At 55.8% G+C, this 22,265-nt stretch carries 21 protein-coding genes; 13 read left to right on the plus strand and 8 right to left on the minus strand.

Translation table 11 applies throughout. The features are described 5' to 3' along the window. The 13 genes from JRJ26_13085 to JRJ26_13145 all read left to right on the plus strand — a co-directional run bounded on the left by JRJ26_13085 (window position 1) and on the right by JRJ26_13145 (window position 13,782). Window positions 1-1,056 carry a branched-chain amino acid ABC transporter permease gene (locus tag JRJ26_13085; protein ID MBW2058421.1) on the plus strand — a complete coding sequence of 352 codons (1,056 nt, stop codon included), beginning with the start codon at window positions 1-3 and terminating at the stop codon, window positions 1,054-1,056. Further along, window positions 1,037-1,777, plus strand: a complete 741-nt coding sequence (locus tag JRJ26_13090; GenBank protein ID MBW2058422.1) for an ABC transporter ATP-binding protein — start codon at window positions 1,037-1,039, stop codon at window positions 1,775-1,777. The genes JRJ26_13085 and JRJ26_13090 overlap by 20 nt, the downstream gene beginning before the upstream one ends. 1 nt (window position 1,778) lies before the next feature. Further along, a complete protein-coding gene (locus tag JRJ26_13095) occupies window positions 1,779-2,486 on the plus strand; it encodes an ABC transporter ATP-binding protein (GenBank protein ID MBW2058423.1) in 708 nt (235 codons plus the stop codon). A gap of 30 nt (window positions 2,487-2,516) precedes the next feature. Continuing rightward, window positions 2,517-3,719: an iron-containing alcohol dehydrogenase gene (locus tag JRJ26_13100; GenBank protein MBW2058424.1), complete on the plus strand. Its 1,203-nt coding sequence runs from the start codon at window positions 2,517-2,519 to the stop codon at window positions 3,717-3,719. A gap of 173 nt (window positions 3,720-3,892) precedes the next feature. Next, a complete protein-coding gene (locus JRJ26_13105; protein ID MBW2058425.1) occupies window positions 3,893-4,804 on the plus strand; it encodes an MBL fold metallo-hydrolase in 912 nt (303 codons plus the stop codon). A gap of 114 nt (window positions 4,805-4,918) precedes the next feature. Then, window positions 4,919-6,007 (plus strand): ABC transporter ATP-binding protein, encoded by a 1,089-nt coding sequence (locus JRJ26_13110; protein ID MBW2058426.1) that lies wholly within the window; start codon window positions 4,919-4,921, stop codon window positions 6,005-6,007. Window positions 6,008-6,020: 13 nt separating this feature from the next. Next, complete coding sequence (locus JRJ26_13115) at window positions 6,021-6,911, plus strand: ABC transporter permease (GenBank protein ID MBW2058427.1); 891 nt, start codon at window positions 6,021-6,023, stop codon at window positions 6,909-6,911. 5 nt (window positions 6,912-6,916) lie between these two features. Next, window positions 6,917-7,732, plus strand: coding sequence for an ABC transporter permease (locus JRJ26_13120; GenBank protein MBW2058428.1), 816 nt, complete (start codon window positions 6,917-6,919; stop codon window positions 7,730-7,732). Window positions 7,733-7,935: 203 nt separating this feature from the next. Then, window positions 7,936-8,991, plus strand: a complete 1,056-nt coding sequence (locus JRJ26_13125; protein ID MBW2058429.1) for an ABC transporter substrate-binding protein — start codon at window positions 7,936-7,938, stop codon at window positions 8,989-8,991. A gap of 190 nt (window positions 8,992-9,181) precedes the next feature. Further along, window positions 9,182-10,636, plus strand: coding sequence for an amidohydrolase family protein (locus tag JRJ26_13130; protein MBW2058430.1), 1,455 nt, complete (start codon window positions 9,182-9,184; stop codon window positions 10,634-10,636). Window positions 10,637-10,706: 70 nt separating this feature from the next. Next, on the plus strand, window positions 10,707-11,948 hold the full coding sequence (locus JRJ26_13135) for an ArgE/DapE family deacylase (protein MBW2058431.1): 1,242 nt from the start codon (window positions 10,707-10,709) through the stop codon (window positions 11,946-11,948). Window positions 11,949-12,095: 147 nt separating this feature from the next. Continuing rightward, the gene (locus JRJ26_13140) at window positions 12,096-12,938 is read left to right on the plus strand and encodes a polysaccharide deacetylase (protein MBW2058432.1); all 843 of its coding nucleotides are present in this window, start codon (window positions 12,096-12,098) and stop codon (window positions 12,936-12,938) included. 181 nt (window positions 12,939-13,119) lie between these two features. Next, a complete protein-coding gene (locus JRJ26_13145) occupies window positions 13,120-13,782 on the plus strand; it encodes a flavodoxin family protein (GenBank protein ID MBW2058433.1) in 663 nt (220 codons plus the stop codon). A 30-nt stretch (window positions 13,783-13,812) separates the two neighbouring features. On the opposite strand, the gene JRJ26_13150 is transcribed toward JRJ26_13145, so the two are convergent. From JRJ26_13150 to JRJ26_13185, 8 genes are all read right to left on the minus strand, one after another. Next, window positions 13,813-15,081 (minus strand): ArgE/DapE family deacylase, encoded by a 1,269-nt coding sequence (locus JRJ26_13150; GenBank protein ID MBW2058434.1) that lies wholly within the window; start codon window positions 15,079-15,081, stop codon window positions 13,813-13,815. A gap of 122 nt (window positions 15,082-15,203) precedes the next feature. Then, on the minus strand, window positions 15,204-16,223 hold the full coding sequence (locus tag JRJ26_13155) for an amidinotransferase (protein ID MBW2058435.1): 1,020 nt from the start codon (window positions 16,221-16,223) through the stop codon (window positions 15,204-15,206). 69 nt (window positions 16,224-16,292) lie between these two features. After that, window positions 16,293-17,441: an aminopeptidase P family protein gene (locus tag JRJ26_13160; protein ID MBW2058436.1), complete on the minus strand. Its 1,149-nt coding sequence runs from the start codon at window positions 17,439-17,441 to the stop codon at window positions 16,293-16,295. Between the two features lie 26 nt (window positions 17,442-17,467). Then, window positions 17,468-18,295 (minus strand): ABC transporter permease, encoded by an 828-nt coding sequence (locus JRJ26_13165; GenBank protein ID MBW2058437.1) that lies wholly within the window; start codon window positions 18,293-18,295, stop codon window positions 17,468-17,470. Then, window positions 18,292-19,173, minus strand: coding sequence for an ABC transporter permease (locus JRJ26_13170; GenBank protein MBW2058438.1), 882 nt, complete (start codon window positions 19,171-19,173; stop codon window positions 18,292-18,294). The genes JRJ26_13165 and JRJ26_13170 overlap by 4 nt, the downstream gene beginning before the upstream one ends. Window positions 19,174-19,246: 73 nt before the next feature. Next, window positions 19,247-20,341 carry an ABC transporter substrate-binding protein gene (locus JRJ26_13175; GenBank protein ID MBW2058439.1) on the minus strand — a complete coding sequence of 365 codons (1,095 nt, stop codon included), beginning with the start codon at window positions 20,339-20,341 and terminating at the stop codon, window positions 19,247-19,249. A gap of 169 nt (window positions 20,342-20,510) precedes the next feature. Beyond that, window positions 20,511-21,596, minus strand: coding sequence for an ABC transporter ATP-binding protein (locus JRJ26_13180; protein MBW2058440.1), 1,086 nt, complete (start codon window positions 21,594-21,596; stop codon window positions 20,511-20,513). Window positions 21,597-21,661: 65 nt separating this feature from the next. Continuing rightward, window positions 21,662-22,228, minus strand: a complete 567-nt coding sequence (locus JRJ26_13185; protein MBW2058441.1) for an amidohydrolase family protein — start codon at window positions 22,226-22,228, stop codon at window positions 21,662-21,664. Between the last annotated feature and the right edge of the window lie 37 nt (window positions 22,229-22,265).

A 22,265-nucleotide genomic window follows, 5' to 3' on the forward strand; every position in this document is an offset into this window, starting at 1 on the left:
ATGAGCAGCAGAGGCTTTACACACAGCATCCCATCCGGCTTGGGAGTACTTGCTTTGTCCGGTGGGACCGGTCTTCTCTGGTACCTTCTGCTGGGCGGACCGAGTGGGCTCGTCCAACTGACCACATACCTGATACTGGGACTGTTCGCGGCGAGTGTGGATTTCCTATGGGGTTACGGGGGGATGCTCAGTTTCGGGCAGGCTGCATTCTTCGGGTTGGGGTCTTTCGGCTATGCAATCATAACAACGGGCCGGGTAGCGGCTATACCACCAGCAGCCGGTCTGCTGGGTTTGGTAATAGGGACGGTCGTCCCTGCTCTCTTGGCCTTTCTTTTGGGCTATTTTCTCTTCTACGGACACGTGACGGGTCCGTATTTCACGATAGTGACCTTGGCCCTGTCCTTCCTCATGTCTTCACTGGCACTGGCCTGGCCGAGCTTGTTCGGGGGCTACACCGGCATTGCGAATGTGCCGCCCCTAAGGCTTGAATTTCCTGGAGTCGCTCTCTCCTTCGGAGGGGCAGTCAGCGGTTTTATGTTGGTGGCCTTATCATCCAGCGTGATCATATGCCTGCTCCGCTGGATATTGGAATCGCCGTTCGGGCTTCTGGTCGACGGGCTCCGGGATAATGAGGATAGGCTCCAGTACCTCGGTATCAGTACCGCGAGGGTCAAACTCACCATATTCGTTCTTTCATCGTCCGTGGCCGGCTTTGCCGGTTGCCTGTTTGCGGCACAGTCGGGATACGTCGCGCCTGAGCTTCTCGGAGTAATGCTCTCCACGGAGGTGGTCGTGTTTGTGGCGGTGGGCGGGAGGAGAACCCTGTTTGGCGGTCTCGTGGGCTCGATCATCGTCCGTGGCGTTGGATACTGGCTTGGCGGTGTCGCCCTTGAATACTGGCAGCTTTTGATGGGCGCCATGTTCATCATCGTGGTTCTGTTTGCAAAGAGCGGCATTGTCGGGCTCGGCAGCTATCTCCACGGGGTGCATGGCCGGAGGGTTTTCAAGAAGATGTTCTGGGAGAAGGGACCTCAGCATGGTGTTGGAGATAAGTAACCTAGGTAAGCGCTATGGAGGACTTTGGGCACTTCAGAACCTCAACCTCGGTATTGGTCGTGGTGAGCTCAGGGGAATAATCGGTCCGAACGGGGCGGGAAAGTCGACTCTCTTCAATCTGATAATCGGGCGTGAACGGCCTACCACAGGCAAGATAATCTATCAGGGCAGGAACATAGCCGGCTTGAGACCGGACCAGAGAGCCCGTCTGGGGATAAGCATCAAATTCCAGATAACGAATGTCTTCAACGGACTCTCCGTCTCGGACAACATACGTCTCGGGATCGCCGGGTGTCGGCGGGGGCGTGAGGAAGGATCCGGGAGAAATGGCTCTGGGAGTCTTGATGACCGGGTTTCAGAGATCCTGGAGCGAATCGGCTTGAGCGGGAAGAGTGGTGAACCGGCCGGAACACTCTCCCATGGGGAGAAGCAGTGGCTTGAAATCGGCATGGCTCTGGCGACAGAGCCCACGCTTCTGCTCCTCGATGAACCGACCTCCGGCATGGGACGCGAAGAGACGGAGAAGACTGCGGAATTGATCAGGCGACTCAGGGGTGAATTGACCATACTGGTTATCGAACACGACATGGACTTCGTGCGGTCTGTCTCGGAACGTATTACGGTTCTTTACAGGGGTGGTTTTCTGACAGAGGGCACCTACGATGAGATCAAGGCTGACGACCGGGTGATCGAGGCCTACCTGGGGAGGGGGAGACAGTAGGATGACAGCCGATCTGATCCTGGATGACGTACATACATACTACGGGGTCAGTCACGTTCTTCATGGGGTTTCTCTGCAGGTCGGGCGAGGCAGGTTCGCCTGTCTCCTTGGCAGGAACGGGATGGGTAAGACGACCACGCTGAGGAGCATAATGGGGTTGACCCCTGCCAGCCGTGGGAGTATCACCTATCGAGGAGAGAGAATAGAAGGGCTCAGGCCGTATGAAATATATGCCCTGGGTATAGGCTACGTTCCGCAGGGACGCCGGATGTTTCCGTACCTGACGGTTCACGAAAACCTCAGGATGGGTCTCCGTGACAAGCGGCAAAAGAATCCCGTGATCTTCGACAAGCTATTCGAACTATTCCCCGTCCTGGCTGAGAGGCGGAGACAGAAGGCGGGTACGCTCAGTGGTGGAGAACAGCAGATGCTTGCGATCGCTCGGGCCCTGGCCGGTGAAGCGGGAATGCTTCTCCTCGACGAGCCGACAGAAGGGGTGCAGCCGAACATCGTGGACGAGATTCTCCAGCTTTTGGCAAGAATCAATGAAAGCGAGGGGCTGACAATACTGCTCGTCGAGCAGAACATCGAAATGGCCCTCGGCGTGGCACAAGACTACTACGTCATGGAAAAGGGAGTGGTCGTGGAAGGCGGCGCAGTGAGTCAAATGGACAGAGAAGCCGTGGTTGAACGGTATCTGGTTGTCTAGAAGTGAGGTGAAAAAAAGGAGGAATGCCTAATGGACGGAAAACTGACATGGTTGTATGCTCCTCGTCGAATGCTCTTTGGGTGCGGGAGTGTCAAGGCCGTGGGTGAGGAAGTCATAAGACTCGGAGGAAAGAGGGTTTTGATCGTCACAGACCCCGGTGTTTTGTCCGCGGGATTGGTCGACAGAGTCCTCGAGAGCCTGAAGGCGAAGGACCTCGAGGTGGATGTATTCTCAGAAGTTCAGGCGAATCCTACTTCGGAAAACGTCAGTGATGGGCTGTCGATGCTCGGGAAGGGGGGGGCTCCTGTCGTGGTCGGAGTCGGCGGAGGGAGCGCCATAGATGCGGGCAAGATGATAGCGGCTCTCGCCACCAATGGTGGCGAGGTCAGGGACTACGACGGGGTCGACCTCCTCCCGAAGAGAATGTTGCCGTACATAGCGGTCAATACCACGGCAGGCACCGGGAGCGAGGTAAGCCGTGCGGCCGTGATCACAGACACCGAACGGAAGTGGAAGATGCAGATAGTTACAGAGAGGGTCACACCCGATGTGGCGATCGACGACCCTTTGATGACGGTCAGCCTGCCCCAGGCAGCGACCGCTCAGACGGGCATGGATGCTCTGACTCACGCAATAGAAGGACTGGTGGGGAGAAACGACTCTTATCTGACAGACGGCCTCGCCCTGACAGCCATAGATCTGATTTCCAAGAACCTGAGAATCGCCTACGCGGACGGCGGGAACGTGGATGCCAGAACAAAGGTTATGTACGGACAGGCTGCGGCGGGCTTGGCCTTTACGAACGCCGGTGTGGGTAACGTACACGCCATGGCCCACCAACTGGGGGCGACCTATGACATGGCCCACGGTCTCGCCAACGCAGTGATACTGCCCTACGTGATGGAGTTCAACTTGATAGCCCGGGAAGGGAAGTTCGCCGCCGCGGCGAGAGCCATGGGGCTCGAGGTTCCGGGGCTATCCGATCGGAGCCTGGCCTTCAGGGCGTGCAGCGCGGTGGTGGCTCTGAACAGGGATCTGGGTATCCCTAGATCCCTCAGGGAAGTCGGGGTCAGGGAAGAGGATCTGGGGATGCTCGTTGACAAGAGTCTGGAAGACGGTTGCGTGACCTTGAACCCCCGGACGACGAGCAGGAAGGAGATGGAGGAATTGTGGCGGCGTGCCTTTGACGGCTTGCTCCAGGAGCAGACCGAAGAGGGGATATTCGACCTGTGAAGACCGCGTCGAAAAGCTCTTGCAGGATGGTGGGGTGTGCGAGTGATTCCGAAAGCTGCCGTAGGCCGGAGTATCTGGATTTTCTTGGCTCTGCTGTTAGCTTTGGCCCTAAACGTGGACTTGAAGTTATCCCGGGAAGGCGATGGCTCATACTTTGAGAAGGGTGAGGTGAGGTGTACGGTAAAGAGATCGACAAGGAAAATCCCATAGGCGTGGAGATAACCATATTGGTATGTGACCGGTCGCCCTACGTGAACGCCCTCTGGTCGCAGTTCGGGCTTTCTATGCTCATTGAGTGCCGGTGGTCAGGCGAAATGATCCGCCGAATTCTCTTTGACACGGGCTGGACGGCTGAACCGGTTCTCCACAACATGGAAGCCCTGGGGGTCACCATGGAGAGCATTGATGCTCTTGTGTTGTCCCATTCCCACTATGATCACACAGGAGGTCTGGCGGGCATTCTGGAGGCAGAGGGAGCCCGATTCCAGGTTGTTGCCCATACGGAGATAACCCGGCCTGTTTTCAGTACGCGCCGGAAAGGTGTACATTACATCGGTCTAGACCCCGGGGATCTCGGCCGCCTGCCCCAATCCCGCCTGCTCCTCATAAAGGAACCGTTGGAACTCTTTCCCGGTGTCTGGGTCAGCGGGACGATTCCCAGGCGCACGGATTTTGAAAAGCCGGAGACAGGTGTCTATGTCCTCAAGGAGGGCGAATTTGTTCCAGATCCCGAACTGGATGACATGGCGATAGTCCTGAACATGGGGAGGAAGGGAATCGTTGTTGTAACCGGTTGCTGCCATGCCGGAATAGTCAATACCATCAAGGCCGCCCGGGAAATCACCGGGAACCCTACGGTCTACGGCGTCATAGGGGGATTGCATCTCATCGATCTAGGCGAGGAAGTGAGGAAGAAAACCATAGAATCCCTCTCCGAATTCAGCATAGGACACATCTGGTCGGGCCATTGTACTGGCTGGGATGCCGAGATCATGTTGCAGGAGTCCTTTGGGGAGCGGTCCAGCCGATTCTACACGGGCGACAGGATAACAATACTGGTTCAGAATCAAGAGGAGAACTCCTGATGAGAATTCCTATGCCCTGTGCGATTTGATTCGCAAGGGACGAGACGGAAATCGACAATCAGAGGTTCTGCAATACCAACGGAACAGAAACATCTGGGGATAAGAGATTCGGGCATGGTAAAGGTGAAAAGAGGAGCTACAGTCGGGATCTACAACTTGGTCAAACGCTTCGGCGAAGTGGTTGCAGTGGATAACATATCTCTCGAGGTCAAGCCGGGTGAGTTTGTTACCCTTCTTGGCCCCAGCGGGTCGGGAAAGACGACCACCCTAATGATGATTGCGGGATTCGAGATCCCGGACAGCGGTGAGATCAGCATCGACGGGGAGCCTATCATGTTCAAGCCGGCATACAAGCGGGGGATAGGAATGGTTTTTCAGAACTATTCCCTTTTCCCTCACATGACGGTTGAGCGGAATATCGGCTTTCCCCTGAGAATGAGAAAAGTTGGTAAAGAGGAGATGTCAGAGAAGATCAGGGAGGCTTTGAAACTCGTCAGGCTCTCTGGTTATGAGAAACGCTTCCCCCGGCAGCTCAGCGGTGGCCAACAGCAGCGGATAGCCTTGGCCAGGGCTCTGGTATTCAACCCTTACGTCCTCCTCATGGATGAACCCCTTGGTGCATTGGACAAGAAGCTGCGCGAACACATGCAGTTGGAGATCAAGCAGATTACCCAGGCACTCAGTATCACCGTGATCTACGTAACCCACGATCAGAGTGAGGCCATGACAATGTCGGATCGAATCGCGGTGATGAACGAGGGCAAGATCGAGCAGATAGGGTCGCCCACCGAGATCTATGACAATCCAGTAAACTATTTCGTGGCTGACTTTATCGGTGAGTCGAATTTCATAAAGGGTAGGATCGAGCAACAGCGAGACCAGACCTGCCTCTTTGTGAGCGATGGTGGGATGCGCTTTGTGGCTCTTTCCGGCAAGGACAAACCCCCCGGCAAGGAGGCACACCTGGTTGTGAGGCCTGAAAAAATCTCCTTTGCCGTGGAAGGACATTCCTTTCCAAACCTGGTAGAGGTTGTGATCGAAGAGACAGCGTATCTCGGGGACATCACGATGTTCAGAGCCAGGATCGTGCGGGAGGGAACCGTTCTGACCATAAGGCAGCAAAACAAGTCCCTCAACCGCCTTATTAAGAAAGGCGAGAAGGTCATGATCGGGTGGAACGAAAGAGACAACTCCGTTGTGTAGAGAACAGGCAGCCATGAACCCACGCAAACAAGCTTCCCACTCATATGTCGTTTCGAAGACCGCCCGGATCCTTGGCCGAAGAGCTCAGGTGCGATGGTTGCTCCTTCTCTTGGGACCGGTCCTTCTCTTGCTTACGTTTTACGCATATCCCATTGCGCGGATGTTGACCATAAGCTTCTTCGATCCTGATTTCACTTTGAAACACTACATGCATTTCTTCAAGATTCCTGCATACTCCCGTGTACTGGTTGAAACTTTCAAGATGGCAGCCAGCGTGACCGTGTTCTGTCTTGTCTTGGGGTACCCCGTGGCCTATCTCCTTGCCAATATTCCGCCGAGGGTGAGAAATCTCCTGATGATCTTGGTGATCCTGCCTTTCATGACAGCAATACTGGTCCGCACTTATGCCTGGATGGTGATTCTGGGCAGGAACGGGCTGGTCAACCAGTTCTTGATCAAATCAGGGATTACATCTTCACCCCTAAAGTTGATGCACAACCTTTTCGGCGTCTATGTGGGGATGGTCCAGATTCTTCTGCCCTTCATGATCTTTCCTCTTTACAGCGTAATGGTGGGAATTGACAAGGGGCTGATGAAGGCGGCGGAGAACCTGGGGGCGAATCCAGTCCAGGTTTTTCTCCGCATTTTTCTACCTCTGAGTCTTCCAGGGGTCGGCGGGGGAGGCCTTCTGGTCTTTATTATAGCCCTGGGGTTTTTCATCACTCCCGCTCTGTTGGGAGGCGTTTCAGACGTGATGATATCCATGTTTATCGAAACCCAGGTAAACACCCTGCTCAATTGGGGATTCGCTTCTGCGATGTCAGTGATCCTATTGATCATTACACTCGTACTTTTTTCCGTTTACACCAGATACTTCGGTGTGGACAGAACCTTTGGTGGATAGGTGGGATGAGATCGAGCCGAACTCCTGCAAGTCTGAAGCCTCTTTCTCAGAAGGTGTCCTCCTACATCCTCTATGTATTCTGTGGGTTTGTGTTTTTGCTCCTGGTTGCACCGACCTTTGTGGTTGTACCGATCTCGTTCAGCTCGTCGCGGTTTCTCCAGTTCCCTCCTCCGGGTTTTTCGACGCAGTGGTACGAGAACTATTTTACGAGTCGGGATTGGATGGAGGCGACCTGGACGAGTCTACAGATCGCGTCTGCAGTCTGTATCCTCGCGACCGTGCTCGGTACGATTCTCGCGGTTGCCTTGGTAAAAGGACGGTTCCCGGGCAAGAACATGATCTATGCTCTGGCAGTCTCGCCGATGATAATCCCCCTTATAATCAGTGCGGTAGCCATCTATTTCTTTTACTCAAGGCTCCATATGGTGGGGACAAAAGCTGGGGTGGTCATCGCGCATACGATTCTTGCGATCCCGTTTGTACTGGTGATCGTAAGCTCTGCCTTGAAAGGCTTCGATGAGACTCTCGAAAGGGCTTCTCTCAGCCTGGGCGCTAATCCTCTGAAGACATTCCTGCTGGTGACATTGCCCGTGATACGGCCGGCCGTGATTTCTGGAGCTCTCTTTGCGTTTATCACCTCTTTTGACGAAGTGGTGATAGTCATATTTATCGCCGGTACCCATGCCGTGACCTTGCCCAAGAGGATGTGGGACGGGATAAGGTTGGAGATCGATCCGACCATTGCAGCGGTCGCTTCGTTGCTTATAGGGCTTTCAGTCCTGTTGATGATCGCAATCTCCCTGCATCGGAAAAGGCGGTAGAATGATCTCTGCCTGACAGACATGAGGGTATTCACATGAATTTCTTGGAGCATCGCTTCCGAGGTTTCCTGAAAGGCCGTTTCATTCGGGCACGTTGCCGGCTGAAAAAATGCCGAAGTGGGAAGGAGGTGAGAGCCTACTCGCGATCTAACAGATCAACAAGGAGTTGGAATCAACAGATCATCAGAGAAGGAGGGACGCAGATGAGAAGAATAGCCATCGTAGTTTTGCTTGCAGCGGCGTTGGTGCTGCCTCCAGCAGCCATTGCCGGCGAGAGTAAGGAACTTGTGATCGCTTCCTGGGGAGGAGCCTTCCAGAAAGCCCAGCGGGAAGCCTATTTCGATCCCTTTGAAAAGGCGACCGGAATCAAGGTGATCGACGTTTCGCCCCCAAAGGCGTCCAAGGTAAAGGCCATGGTGCAGAGCGGTAACGTAGAGTGGGACGTCGTGGTGGCAGCCGGGGGCATTTTCATGCCCTGTCTGAAGCAGGGTCTGGTGGAGAAGATCGATTACAAGTATTTCGATAAGGAAACCCTGGAAGGGCTCTACCCCGAGGCCAAGAAACCGCATGCCGTGGGAACGTTCTATTTTTCCTACGTCATGGCCTACAGCACGGAGGTTTATTCGAAGGCTCATCATCCTCGTAATTGGGCCGAGTTCTGGGATGTGAAAAAATTCCCAGGACCGAGAACACTCCATGATCTTTCTACGGCAGGTGTGGGCGGCTGGGAATTCGCTCTCCTGGCAGACGGCTTTCCAAAAGACCAGATATACGTGAATCCGGATCTGGATAGGGCCTTCAAGAAACTGACAGAAATAAAGCCCTATGTTGTGAAGTGGTGGAGGCAGGGTGCGGAACCAGGGCAGCTTTTCATGGATAAAGAGGTCGTTTTGGGCAGTGCTTACAACGGGCGCGTTCAGAGACTAAAGGAGCAGGGAGGACCTGTAGACTACATCTGGAATGAGGGGGTGATATGCCTCGAATATTTCTTCATCCCAAAAGGCGCTCCTAACTATGAGAATGCGCTCAAGTTCATAGCCTTTGCGTCCAAGCCGGGCCGACAGGCACACTTTTCAAAGCTCTTTGCATACGGTCCTGTGAACAAGGATGCTTTCAAACTGCTTACCGAAGAGCGGGCACATGTTCTCCCAAGTTATCCCGAGAATAAGGAGAAACAGGTGCTGCTCAGAGACGAGTGGTGTCCGGATAATACCCCAAAGGTTATCGAGCGTTGGAATACCTGGATACTGGAGAAGTAAGGCACAGCTTGGAGGAGGCGGTGGGAAGGGGGTGTCTTTCCATTGCCTCCTCATTGTTTGCCGGGACTCATGGGGGATTCCGAAGCACAGGGTTTCCCGGAATGACAGGCCCAGAGGAAAAGCGGTCAGAACTCGCGGCTTCAAACAAAAAGGCCGCAGGTTTCTGAAGAGAGCCGCCAAGGAGAAGCCGATGACCTCTCAGAACATACGGATAAAGGCCTCCCACATCATCGCCTTTGACGGTACCAGACACCGCCACCTCAGGGATGGTGAGTTGGTTTACAGGGGCGGGGAGATCCTCTATGTAGGGAAGAGATACAACGGGCAGGTTGACAGGACCATCGATGCAACGGGGAAGGTGGTCTCTCCGGGTTTCATAAGCACCCACGCGCATCTTTCGGGTTCGCCTCTGGACCGCTCTTACCTTGAGGATTGCGGGAATCCACAGTTCTATTTTTCCGGCCTTTACGACTACCTGCCCATCCAAAGACAGGCGACGGACCGGGACATGTGCAGGGTCTGCCTCGAGTATTCTCTGGCCGAACTGCTGCGCAACGGCACCACCACCGTTGTGGAGATGGGCTCCTACGGTGAAGACCTGGCCTCCCTTGTCCCTGTCTTGGGGAACAGGGTCTATATCGGACAGGGGTATCGGTCAGGGAGATGGTACAGCCCGGATGGGAAGCAGGTCCTTTACAAATGGTCCGGCGATCAGGGGATGAGGGCGATGGAGGAGGCGGTGGAATTCATCGAAAAGCACGATGGTTCCTGCGACGGCCTTATCCGGGGGTTGCTCTATCCTGCACAGGTCGATACCTGTACCGAGGAGCTTCTTTGCAAGAGCATCGAGTTGGCCCGGAAGCTGGAGGTTCCTCTTTCCATTCACGCATCCCAGTCTCTTATCGAATTTAACGAGATGCTCAGGAGAAACGGTAAGACTCCCCTCGCGTGGCTCCGTGACATCGGGTTCCTTCAGGAGAGGGTCATACTCGGCCATGCGATCTTCATCGGTGGATCGAGCTGGACCAATTATCCTGCCGGGGACCTGGAAATCATGGCTTCGTCCGGTTGTTCGGTGGCCCATTCCCCTTGGGTCTTTGCACGGCGGGGAATCATCATGGAGTCGTTTTGCAGGTACCAACAGGCAGGAATTACCATGTGTCTCGGCACGGACACCTGCCCCCAGAACATGATCCATGCCATGCGGTGGGCGGCGGTATTATCCAAGACCGCCGAGCGGAACACCGCCTCGACAAAGGCCGCCGATGTGTTCAATGCGGCGACCCTTGGTGGTGCCAAGGCCCTGGGCAGGGACGACCTCGGCCGTCTTTCACCTGGTGCCAAGGCCGACATCGTGATCTTTTCCGGCCGGAGCACCAATATGGTCCCCTTGCGGGATCCTGTGAAAAACATCGTCTACAATGCCGAGGCCGAGGACGTGGAGACAGTGATAGTGAACGGCAGAACCGTGGTCGAGGGCGGAAAGGTCAAGGGGGTCGATGAGTCGGCACTGAACCGTAGACTTCAGGAGGCGGGCGAAAGGCTCTGGCCGCGGTTGACGTCGGAAGATCCGGCTCACCGTTCTGTGGATGAACTCTCGCCTCCGAGTCTCGATCCGTGGGAAGATGGTGCCGAGATCCCCTGAATCTCATTCAATGAGGGCCTTGCGCGGCGTTTTGTTCTTTGTCGTTCAAGTGGTTTAGGAGGATGTATTCGTGAATCCTGAAACTCTCCTGTATCGGATCGAATCCGAAGAAACCGAGATTGTGAACCTCTGTCAGAGATTGACTCAGATCCCAAGCGAAAACCCTCCTGGTGATACAAGGGAGATCGTCGCCTTCTTGGAATCCCTTTTTGAGGAGAAAGGCCTTGAGTTCCGTGTTTATGCTCCCCAAACCAACATGCCCAACCTCGTTGCCAGAATACAGGGCAGGGAGAAAGGAAGGCGGCTGGTTTTCAACGGTCACCTTGACACTTATCCGGCCGGAGATCGGGCCATCTGGAAGCTTGGCCCTTTCAGCGGCACTCTGGAGGAGGGCAGGCTCTTCGGCCGAGGTGTTTCTGACATGAAGGCAGGAGACACTGCCTCGATCATGACTTTCCTCTACCTCGCGGAACAGAAGGACCGGTTGAAAGGAGAGGCGGTCCTCACCCTAGTGTCGGATGAAGAGACAGGCGGCCAGTGGGGGACACGCTGGCTTCTCGATCATGTGCCCGAGGTTCTTGGTGATGCGGTCCTAAACGGCGAGCCGAGTGCCTGTGATCTCGTGAATTTTGCAGAAAAGGGGCACATCTGGGTTGAAGTCGTTTCTAGAGGCAGGGCAGCGCACGGCGCTTACACCCATGCAGGATTCAACGCGATTCAGAACATGTACCGCTTCCTTCAGGAGCTTGAGAGCATGGAAAGTCTGGACGTCTGCCCTGTGGAGGTATCGCGGATTCTGGAGGAGGGCAGGAATGCGATAGATGCGGCAAGGGGAGAGGGCGCCACGGATGTCATAAGCAGGATAACCGTCAACGTTGGAACCATCTCGGGAGGTCTGAAGCTGAATCTAGTCGCTGACTATTGTAAGGCCGAAGTCGATATTCGGCTGCCCCAAGGGGCTCGTTCTTCCGACATACTCTCGAAAATCCAAGAGCTCGGTTCTCGGTACCAGGGAATCGAATACCGGGTCCTCCATATGATCGAGCCGAACCATACCCCTGTGGAGGAGGAGATCGTCCAGCTTACCTTGAAGAATGCGGAGGCGGTAAGAGGTCGCCGCGTCTTTCCCAGCAGCGGTATCGGGCTTACCGATTGCAGGTTCTTCCGCCAAAAGGGGATTCCTGCCTGTGTCTATGGACCCCGATCCCACCGGATGGGTGCCCAGGACGAGTTCATTACGGTGCAAGACCTGATGGACACGGTGAAGGTGCACACGCTCACGGCTTTCGATTACCTAGACTGGTTGGATTGAGGATGGCACGGATTGGGGGGTCGATCTAGGCTGGTAAGAAAAGCGTGCCATCGTTTCGGTTTTTGAACAGACGAGAAACAGAGGGTCGAGAATAGAGGTTGAGAGAAGGATGGAAGGGAGTCAACCAAGCAAGCAAGGAGAATACCGATGGAGAATCGTGCCGAAACAAGAGGGGACTGTTGGCCCGAGGGATTTCGATGTGCAGTGATGTTCAGCTTCGACGTGGATGGTGAGACCCTTTGGATCTCCAGGAATCCGGAGAACTGGCATCGGCCTTCGAATCTGGCCCAAGGGTCCTATGGGCCGAGGTTCGGGGTGCCGAAGATTCTGAATGTTCTTGAGAAGCACGGTGTCAAGGGTACCTTCTTCATTCCGGGATGGATAATCGAGAAGTATCCTGACATGGCGCGGGATGTACTCGACAGGGGGCACGAAGTGGCCTATCACGGTTACCTCCACGAGTTCGACCTGAATGCAGGCTACGAGAAGGAAAAGGAGATCATGGAGAGGTGCCTCGACATCTTCGACCGGATCCTGAAGATCCGTCCAAAGGGGCTCCGCTCTCCCATGGCGGAGATAACGGAAGCCACGATTCGCCTCATGCATGAGTACGGCTTCCTCTATTCGTCTACCATGATGGATGACGACTACCCCTATTTCTGGTCGTACGAGGGAAAGCCCTCGAGACTCGTGGAGCTTCCGATCCAGTGGATGTGGGATGACAGCTCGTATTTTTTCTTCACCCTCTCCGAGCCGGTACGCAGGGGTATTTCCAGCTGCTCAAAGGTCTTCGAGATATGGACGGAGGAGTTCAACGGCATAAATCAAAACGGGGCTTTCCTGGATCTTCTGTTCCACCCCCAGATAAGCGGCCGTTTCAGCCGGGTGAAGTTGATCGACGATCTTCTGACCTATATGAAGGCAAAAGAGGGTACCTGGATCGCAAAGGGTGAAGAAATCGCGGGATTCTGGCAGAGCAGGCACCAGTAGGGGGTGCCGTCGGAAACGGGCCTCGTCGGTAAGTATTCGGGTGGCTGGAGGAGGCTCCTGGTTGGGAGAACGTCCTGCCTTCCTTCATAAGATGAGGCCGGAGAACAGGTATCGGGTGCCGGCTTCCGGGGGCCTAGGACGCCATGAAGACCACCCCGGGAAAGGAGTCGAGAAGACGACTTTGACCAGGATAGTTGGAATCTCTGGGAGTCCCAGGCAGGGCAATACCCGCATTCTTCTGGAACAAGCCCTGAACGGGGCGAATTCGGTTCAGGGGGTCGAGACGCGACTCCTCGAACTTCGCAACCTGAATATAAAGCCCTGCATGGGCTGCTTCGGCTGTTCAAATGACAGGCCACTTCCGGAGAGACCGTGCCCCGCCCACGGAGATGACATGGAATTGGTTTACTCTGAGTTGGCCCTGACCCACGGCCTGATCCTGGCAACCCCCGTCTACTACGGTGGCGTGAGCGGCCTCCTCAAGAACTTCATGGACCGCACCGAGCCTCTGTCCCGCTACGGAAGGACCCGGTACCGTTCCGCGCTGAAGAACGTGGTCGGTGGTGCCGTAGCCGTGGGTGCGAACCGCAATGGAGGCCAGGAGACGGCGATCCAGGCCATCCATCATTATTTTCTCATCCAGGACATGATCGTTGTGGGTACCAGCACCGAGGGCCTGCCCGGATGTTATCTTGGAGCCGGGGCCACGACGTATCCGGACAAGGGAAGGGTGGTAGACGCGGTAAAAGGCGATACCCTGGCAATGGACGCCGCCCGCGCCCTGGGGCGGCGGGTGGCGGAGGTGGCGGTCATGATTCGCGCAGCGAGGGCAGGTGCGTCCTAGGCACTAGGGAGGTGGCCATGGGGTGGCCGCTCAGCTGCGCAGGCCGAGATAATCTATGATTGAAAAAGCGTGAACCTTGATGACGGTCAGGAACTCGTCCACCAGGATGTGCTCGTCGATACCGCCCATGTTGAATGGCCTGGGGCCGTAGATGACGGTGGGTATACCCCTCCTCCTGAAGAACCGGCCGTCCGTGCCTCCCATGCCGATGAAATAGATGGGTTCCTTCCCGGTTACACGCGCGGCGTTTTCCTTGACGATCTTCACCAGGGGTTCGTCGAGCCGAGTGTAGGAGGGCTTCCTGAAGGAGATGATCTCACTGATCTTGACGTCCCGGCATTCCGCCTCGTTCAAGAGAGCCTTGACCCTCTGTTCGATATGTTCCGGGGACATGCCCAGGGGAAGCCGGATGTCGACCTCTGCTTCGCAGTATCGAGGTACCACGTTTATCTTCGTCCCGCCCCGGATCACGCCCACGTTGTACGACGGATGGTCGAGCATCCACTGGCGGCCAACATCCTGGGGGCTGCGGGTGTAGTTCTTTTCCTTCTCGATCACTTCCACCATGTCCTCGGGGATTCGGGCTTTCTCTTGAAGAATGGGCCGGAGAGACAGAAGTGCCTGAGCCATTTTCATTATTGCGTTGTCTCCGGCGCTGAGCGACCCGTGCATGGGCTCGCCCTCGGCCCGCATGACAACCCTATAGGCCCCTCGCTCCCCCACGCCGACAACGTCGGGCGCATAGGGCTCGCCGTTGAGGCAGGCATCTCCTCGAAGCTCAGGGCGGTTTTCCAGCAACCAGTGGGTTCCCCACTTTCCGCCCGTCTCCTCGTCTGAAACACCCATGAAGGTGAGGCGCCCCCTGATCGGTACCTCCAGCCGGTGGATCAGGAGAAGAGCGGAAAGAGAAGCGATCATACCACCTTTCATGTCCGAGACGCCCCGGCCGTAAACCCTGCCTTCCCGGATCAGACCAGAGTAAGGAGGCACTGTCCAGACTGCAGGGTCGTCGGCGGGGAACTGATCCAGGTGGCCGTTCAGGACCAGGTGTGGGTGTCCACTCTCTTCGCCTGCAAAGGTGACGATATTGGGGTTCCCCTCTACCGGGTCGTAGATAGCCACGGGCAGTCCTTCTTCGTCCAGGAGCTCGCCGAGATAACCTGCCAGGGAGCGGGTATCGCCGGGTGGGTTGTCGGTATTACATTGAACCGATCTCGATAGGATTTCGAGAAAGGTCTCGGGCTTGCTCTCGACTTCCTCCAGGATCATCCTCTTGTAGTCATCCACCTTCTCATTCATCTCGTCCCCCCGAATCCTCGAATGCCCGTGAAACCAGTCGACACCCTGTTGATCTCCTCTCCACCGGCAGGCCCGGCGATGCACCGGAAGCAGGCACCTCTCTGAAATCGGTCGAAATTCCTTCAATCCCTTTCACGGATCAGAGGCATTGTCGAACAGTGAATCCCCCCGCCGTTTTTCTGGCACTGGGAGTAGTCTATGGGAATGACCTCCACCCCTGCCTTCTCCAGGCGATGGGCGGTTTCCTCTCCGTTGTTGATAGCCAGAAGAACCTTACCGGGTCGAAGGGCCAGACAGTTCAGCACCATAGAGTTGTCGGCATGATGAACCTCCACCGTAAGGATCTTCCTCTCCTTCAAAAGATCCAGGAACCAGTAAGGGAGACGGGTCACGTTCACCAGGGCAAGCCGGTGATCCACCATCACGATCGCCCCGTCTATGTGGAGACTGTATCCGGTCAGTGGAACCCTGATAAGGGTAACACCCTGGACCGCCAGGACCTCCTCGAGCTGTCTTGCGGCCTCCTCGTTCTGCCGGTAAGAGAGGCCTATGACGGCGGTCTCTTCGTCAAGGAAGGCGAAGCTCCCCCCTTCGAAGAGTCCGGTGCCGTGTACGGTACGGAGAATCGGCATTCCCATCTCCACGAGTTTTCGCATCACAAAGGCTTCCTCACCCCGGCGGCCGGTTCCAGGCTCTTCGCCTACCGGACCCATACGGCCGATGATCGCCCCGCCGCGGACGGCCACACCGTTGTCCCGGGTGAACATCGCCTTAGGATCCCTGGGAGATCCGTCCACATAGACCACCTCTACCCCCTCGGCCCGCAGGGCAGCCACCATGGAGTCGTGTTCCGCCTGCATCTTCTTCAAGTCCGGGGGCTCCTTGCCCCGCCAGTACCACTGCTCCCGGTCGTCGATGAGAGCTTCGATGCCGGCGTCGTATCTGTCCGGCCTCATGCGGTTGATCTCTTCCCCGGGACGGTGGACCAATACCATCTTCAGGGTTCCGACGTCGTTGTAGACCCCCCATCTGCGGCCCCAGACCCGGGCCTGCATCTCCTCGTCCTCGAAAGCGGGGGTCGGCCGGGGTGGAATGCGCTTCAGAACCTCGTGGTAGTATTGAGGGCTGTCCTTGAGACTCATGATCTTTTCTCCTCCTCTGCATCGTAAGGAATTCGGTTTGCCGAAACGGAGATCTTACATGGCAGGATATCAAACCAGCGGTTCGTAGCCGGTTTTCGTAAGTATCTCGGGCTTTCCGTCGGTTATGAGAACGATATCTTCGAGCCTGATCCCGCCTACCCCTGGTTTGTAGATACCGGGCTCGACGGCTACGATCATTCCTTCCTGTAATTCCACGTTTCTTGTGTAATCAGGAGGTCCGATCAGCGGCCTCTCGTGGACGCTCAACCCCAGGCCGTGCCCGGTCACGTGCTGGTATCCGAAACTCTCGTATCCTGCTTTTCGAATAACCTCTCTTGCCGCAGCATCCACATCATGGGAGAGGTTCCCCGGTCTCAGCATCTCGATGGCCCTCTGCTCAGCCTCATAGACCACCTCGTACATGCGCCTGCATTCGGAAGATGGAGATCCCCCAAAGCCTGTTCTGGCAAATTCAGCGCAGTAGCCCCCGGTATATCCCCCGCCGTCGATGACCACGGATTCACCAATCTCAATCGGCTTATCGGTTGGGACTTCTCTGCTGATCTCCGAATTGAATCCAGAAGCAACCATGTAGGTCACAAGGGGCAGCTCGGCGCCGGCATCGAGCAGGGCACGGGAGCCTGCTCGAGCCACCTCGAGTTCGGTCCTTCCGGTTTCGATCGCATCGAGGCAGGCCTGCATGCCTTTGTCCGCCACCCTGACCGCCTCTCTCATCAGTTTTATCTCTTCCTCGCTCTTGGATGCCCGGGCGGATTCCAGGATCTCGCCGGCATTGGTAAAGACCGTATCCGGCATCGCCTTTCTCATAGGTTCATAAAGCGTCAGTGGAATCCAGGGGTCGAGCCCGACCCGTCCTTTACGGATGCCGTAGTCACGCAGGATGCCCACGAAGACCTGCGGCCAGAGATCCATCTCGAGCTGAGTTCCCCTTATGTCTTCGAACCACGGGTAGTTGCTTTTCACGTCATCGACGTCCACCATCCTGGGAAGGATAACCGGGAACCGCATATCAGCCGTCAGGACGGCCGAGAACCTGTTCATATAGAAAAGACTGGTCATGGAGTGATAAGCGGTCAGAAACCTGAAGTTATCGACCCTGTTCACTATGAGAGCATCCAATCCATTGTCCCTCATGAGTCGTTTTGCCTTCTCCACATTTGTCCTGGCCAGCTTTTCCGGGTCTATGGTTTTATCCATGTCGTAACCTCGCGAAGAGAGATCCTTTACCGGCTTGCCCGCATGGCCTTCTGCCTCCTCCGGTAGAGTTCGATTAGGAGGAAGACCGTTACGGTGAGGGATATCAGCATCGTTGCGATCGCCGTTATGGTCGGGTCGGTCTCCATTGTCATGCTGTCCCACATTTTCTTGGGCAGCGTGTTGGCGGTAGTCCCGCAGATAAAGATCGCTATGATCACCTCGTCAAAAGAGGTGAGGAAGGCAAAAAGGGCGGCCGAAAGAACCCCGGTCCTGATGAGGGGGAAAGTGACCCTGTAGAAGGTCGTTATTCGGTTTGCTCCGAGGTTCATGGCCGCCTTTTCCAGGTTGACATCAAATCCTTGGAGAGTAGCGGTTACGATTACGATTACGTATGGGGTAGCCAAGACCGTGTGTGCAATGGTCAGCCCCAGGATGGAGCCTATCAGTTTCAGCTTGGCAAAGAAAAAATAGATAGCGATCGCCAGTATGATCACCGGCAGAATCATGGGTGAGAGCATAAACCCGTACATCAGCTCCTTTCCCCCGAAATCGGAGCGGACAAAGCAGAAGGCGGCTAGGGTGCCGAGGAAAGTCGCCAGGAGTGTCACGGAGAAGGCGACCTTGAAGCTCGTCCAGGTGGCAGTCGTCCACTCGTAGTTGGAAAAGAAGCTCCTGTACCACTGGAGCGAGAACCCCCTGGGCGGGAATTCGAGGTAACGTTGCGCCTCAAAAGAGAGGGGTATTATTATGAACACGGGCAATACGAGAAAAGCGAGAATCATGTAGGACATAAGGGATAGGGAGATTTTCCCCATATCCCTTTCCCGGCCGTATTCCTTGGCGGATATGCTCATACCCTTTTGCCCCAGAGCTTGTCGAATCCGACGATCCTGCCGGATGTCAGGAGTATCCCGATTATCAGGAACAAGAGCAGGAAAGAGGCTGCGGAGGCGAATCCCCAGTTGAGCAGGACAGAGACCGCCTGGTCGATTATCATGGAGATCATCATCTCCTTCGGCCCGCCTAGCAGCACCGGCGTTACGAAAAAACCGACCGAGATCACGAAGACGAGGATGCTCCCCGCCAGGATTCCTGGGATACTCAAGGGAAGAAATACCCTTCGAAAGGCCTCGAACGGCCTCGCCCCGAGATTCTGGGCCGCCTTCAGGAGCCCCCGGTCGATCCCGGTCATGACACTGTAAAGGGACAAGACCATGAAGGGCATCATGACGTGAACCATGCCGATCGTGAGACCGAGGGAATTGTATATTATCTTTAAAGGCTTATCGATTAGTCCCAGTTTCATGAGGGTCTGGTTTATGATTCCGTTTCTTCCCAGAATCATTATCCATGCATAGGTCCGGACCAGGAGGCTCGTCCAGAGGGGAATCAGGACGAGAATGAGCCTCAGATTGGCCTTCTTCGGAGGGAGGCTCGACAAGTAGTAGGCGAGAGGATAGCCGAGCAGAAGGCACCACAGGGTGACGACAAAGCTGATCCTGAGGGTCACGTACAGGGAATAGAGGTTGACCTTGCCGTGAAAGAAGGCGAGGTAATGCCTGAGGGTGAACTCCGGTGAAAAGAAACTCATGAGCAGCATTCGCAGGAGCGGATATACGTAGAAAAAACACAGGTACAGGGCGAGCGGCAGAACGAGATAGAATGCTCTGCCCGCCAGTCTTTCCCGGAGCATGCTCCACCGCGATACGTGGGCCAAGGACGGTTCCATCATGTGTCTCGTTGATCGGGTTTCCGCCTACGGGGGAATGGAAGGATGGTGCCCCTCCATTCCCCGAAAGCCGCCGTTATTCCAGGAGCCACTTGTTGTATCTCTCTATGGCTCTGGCCCTATTGCTCTTTCCATCCGGCCCTATTTCCGTCCACCACCTCACGTTGTGCCAGTATGCCTTTGCGAGGTTCTTCGGGGACGTGTTCAGGTCCTTGGCTATCTTGGGATCGATGTACTTTGTCGCCTCCATGTTGCTCGGCCCGTAGGGAGCCTTCGAAGAGAAGCACGCCTGCCTCTTGGCATCCAGGACGTAGTTCATCAGCTTGTAGGCCGCTTCCCTGTGCTTTGCCCCCTTTATGATGCACCAGTTGTCGGCCGCGAGTTTCTGCTGGTTGAACTCGACATCCACCGGCGCCCCGTCCCACTTAGCCGCAATGACTCGAGGTCCTATTGTACAGGCGATGTCGATCTCGCCGTTCACCAGCATCTGTACGGCCTGGGCGTGAGACTTGTACCACTTGGTTATGTAAGGCTTCAGCCTGGTTATGCTCCTCCAGGCCCTTTCCACGTCGATGGGGTAGAGCTTGTCCATGGGGACCCCGTCGGCCATGAGGAATACCTCGTACTGAGGCGGTATGCCGCCGTAAGGGTTCGGGAAGCTCCTTGCACCGGGGAACTTCTTTACGTCCCAGACATCGGCCCAGGATCTGGGGTGATCCTTCTTGAAGGTATTGGTATTGTAACAGATGTTAAAGGAGTATATCCTCCCTGCGATGGAGTATTTCCTCTTGGTCTCCGGGATTATCTGGGCCAGGATCTTGGGGTCGAGCTTCGAATAGTCGAGTTCTTCCAGATATGCCTTCTTCCCCTCTGTCAGGGTGATGATGGCCGGGATATCGGTCAGGATGAGGTCCCACTCGATATTCCCGCTGTCCACCTGGGCCTTGATCTTCGCGACCACAGGCGGGGAAGTCATGATGACCTTGATCCCCGTATCCCTTTCAAAGGGTTCATAGAAACATTCTTTTTCTAGCTGGGCTGACCTTCCTCCCCAGTTGCACACCACGACCTGCTGGCCTGCAAAAGCCGGCGGCGCAAACCCGCCCGCCAAGCCGAAGAGGAGCACAAGGCCGAGCAGACTGCCAAGAATCATTCCACCCTTCTGTTTCATGATGAATCCTCCTTTTGCGAGTTTCGAGGGCAAAACCCTTTTGCCCTGCGAGTCGTACTTTACTTCGGAATCACCTCCTTTCCGGGAGTAATGCTGAGTCCGGCCGAATCTGTCGGTTTGATCTTTCCGGCGGATTGAACGGTCATAGAGTAACCGGAACCGGCGAGAATCAGAAAAGAGTCATGTCGTCGGCGTCCCAGCCCACCATTACCGAGTCGCCTCTCGAGAGTGTGGGCACGCCCTTGCGGTTCTGGAGCTTAAGGAAGACCTCCTCCTTTTTCCCTTCGATCAGGATCATGAGTTTTGTCGCCTCTCCCACATAGATGATGCCTCCAACGGTGCCTCGGTAGCTGTTCTGCCTCTGCTGGCCGTGATCGAGGAGGCTTACCTTTTCCGGCCTCAGGGAGATGCTCACCTCTTCGCCTTCGAGGTCCTCTTTTGGGACCGCCTTTATCTGGAGCCCCCCCGGGGTCCGGATGTGAACGAGGCCCTCCTCTCTGCCGACGATCCTGCCCTCGAGGAGGTTTGTTTCACCGATGAAATCAGCCACGAATCTGGTTCGAGGCTTGTCGTACAGTTCTGCCGGCCTGCCGAGCTGCTCCAGCCTGCCCAGGTTGAGCAGCGCCACCGTGTCGGACATGGTGAGAGCCTCGCTCTGATCATGGGTGACATAGATGGCGGTAAAGCCGAGTTCCTCGTGGAGGTGCTTGATCTCGAGTTGCATGTGTTCGCGCAGCTTCTTGTCCAGTGCACCCAGGGGTTCGTCCATCAGCAGCACGGGGGGCTTGAAAATAAGGGATCGGGCCAGGGCTACACGTTGCTGCTGGCCTCCGCTCAGCTGTTTGGGGTAGCGGTTGCCGAATCCCTGGAGCTTGACCAGGGCCAATGCCTCTTTGACCATCGCTTCTATTTGGCTCTTGGGGAGTCTCCTCGTGGTGAGTGGAAAAGCGATGTTCTCAGAGACGGTCATGTGGGGGAAGAGGGCGTAGTTCTGAAAAACCATCCCGATGTTCCGCTTGAAGGGAGGAATGCCGGTCAGCGCCCGGTCGTCCAGGTAGATGTTCCCTTCGGTCGGCTTCTCGAATCCCGCGACCATGTTCAATATGGTCGTCTTGCCGGACCCGCTCGGTCCCAAAAGGGTCAGGAACTCCCCCTTTTGGACGTGAAAAGAAACGTCGGAAACGGCTACCACATCGCCGAACCTCTTTGTCAGTCTCTCAAAGCGGATCGTCGAGCCGCTTGTCTGTCTTGTCATCTCTCCGGTTGCCTGTTCCAGGAATCCCATGCTTCGATCTTTGGCGTTCCCAGGGCGATCCTGCCTCACTCGAAGTAGCCTCGTACCACTTCCCGGCCGTCTTTGACCATCACCCTGCCGCGGGCAAAAACGGTGTCGATTCTATAATCCTTTTCTAGGAGAAGAAGATCCGCGTCCTTGCCAGCCTCGATCGAGCCCTTCCTGTATTGGAGCCCGAGGGTCCGTGCCACGTTCAGGGTGACCACTTTCAAGGCATCTGAAAAGGAGACTTCGCAGTTCTCCACGATGACCAGGAACATGCGATAGAGAGAGTCGACGCCGACCTTTGTCAGCCCGGTCTTGTTCCCCTTCTCGTCGAGGATCGGCATGGACACGTTCCCATCCGAACTCATGGTAACCCGGTCGATGGGTGCCCCTGCCTCGAGGATGAGAGAGAGGGCACGGTCCGGGCGAATGCCCGTAAGGCTGCCGTATTCCGGACTCATTATGGCTGAGAGATCGACCGTGCCGCCCATTTTCAAGAGTCTTACGGCCTGGTCCAGGACATCGGGATCAGAGCGGTTTACGTGGGTCGGCACAAAGTGGCAGACAGGAATACCGGTAGTTTCGAGCAGATCGAAGAGTCGATCCATCCGTTCGGGTCTTGTCCCCACGTGGATGTGCACCACC

It is taken from the genome of Deltaproteobacteria bacterium (assembly GCA_019308905.1).
In the GTDB taxonomy this organism is placed as follows: Bacteria; Desulfobacterota; BSN033; order WVXP01; family WVXP01; genus JAFDHF01.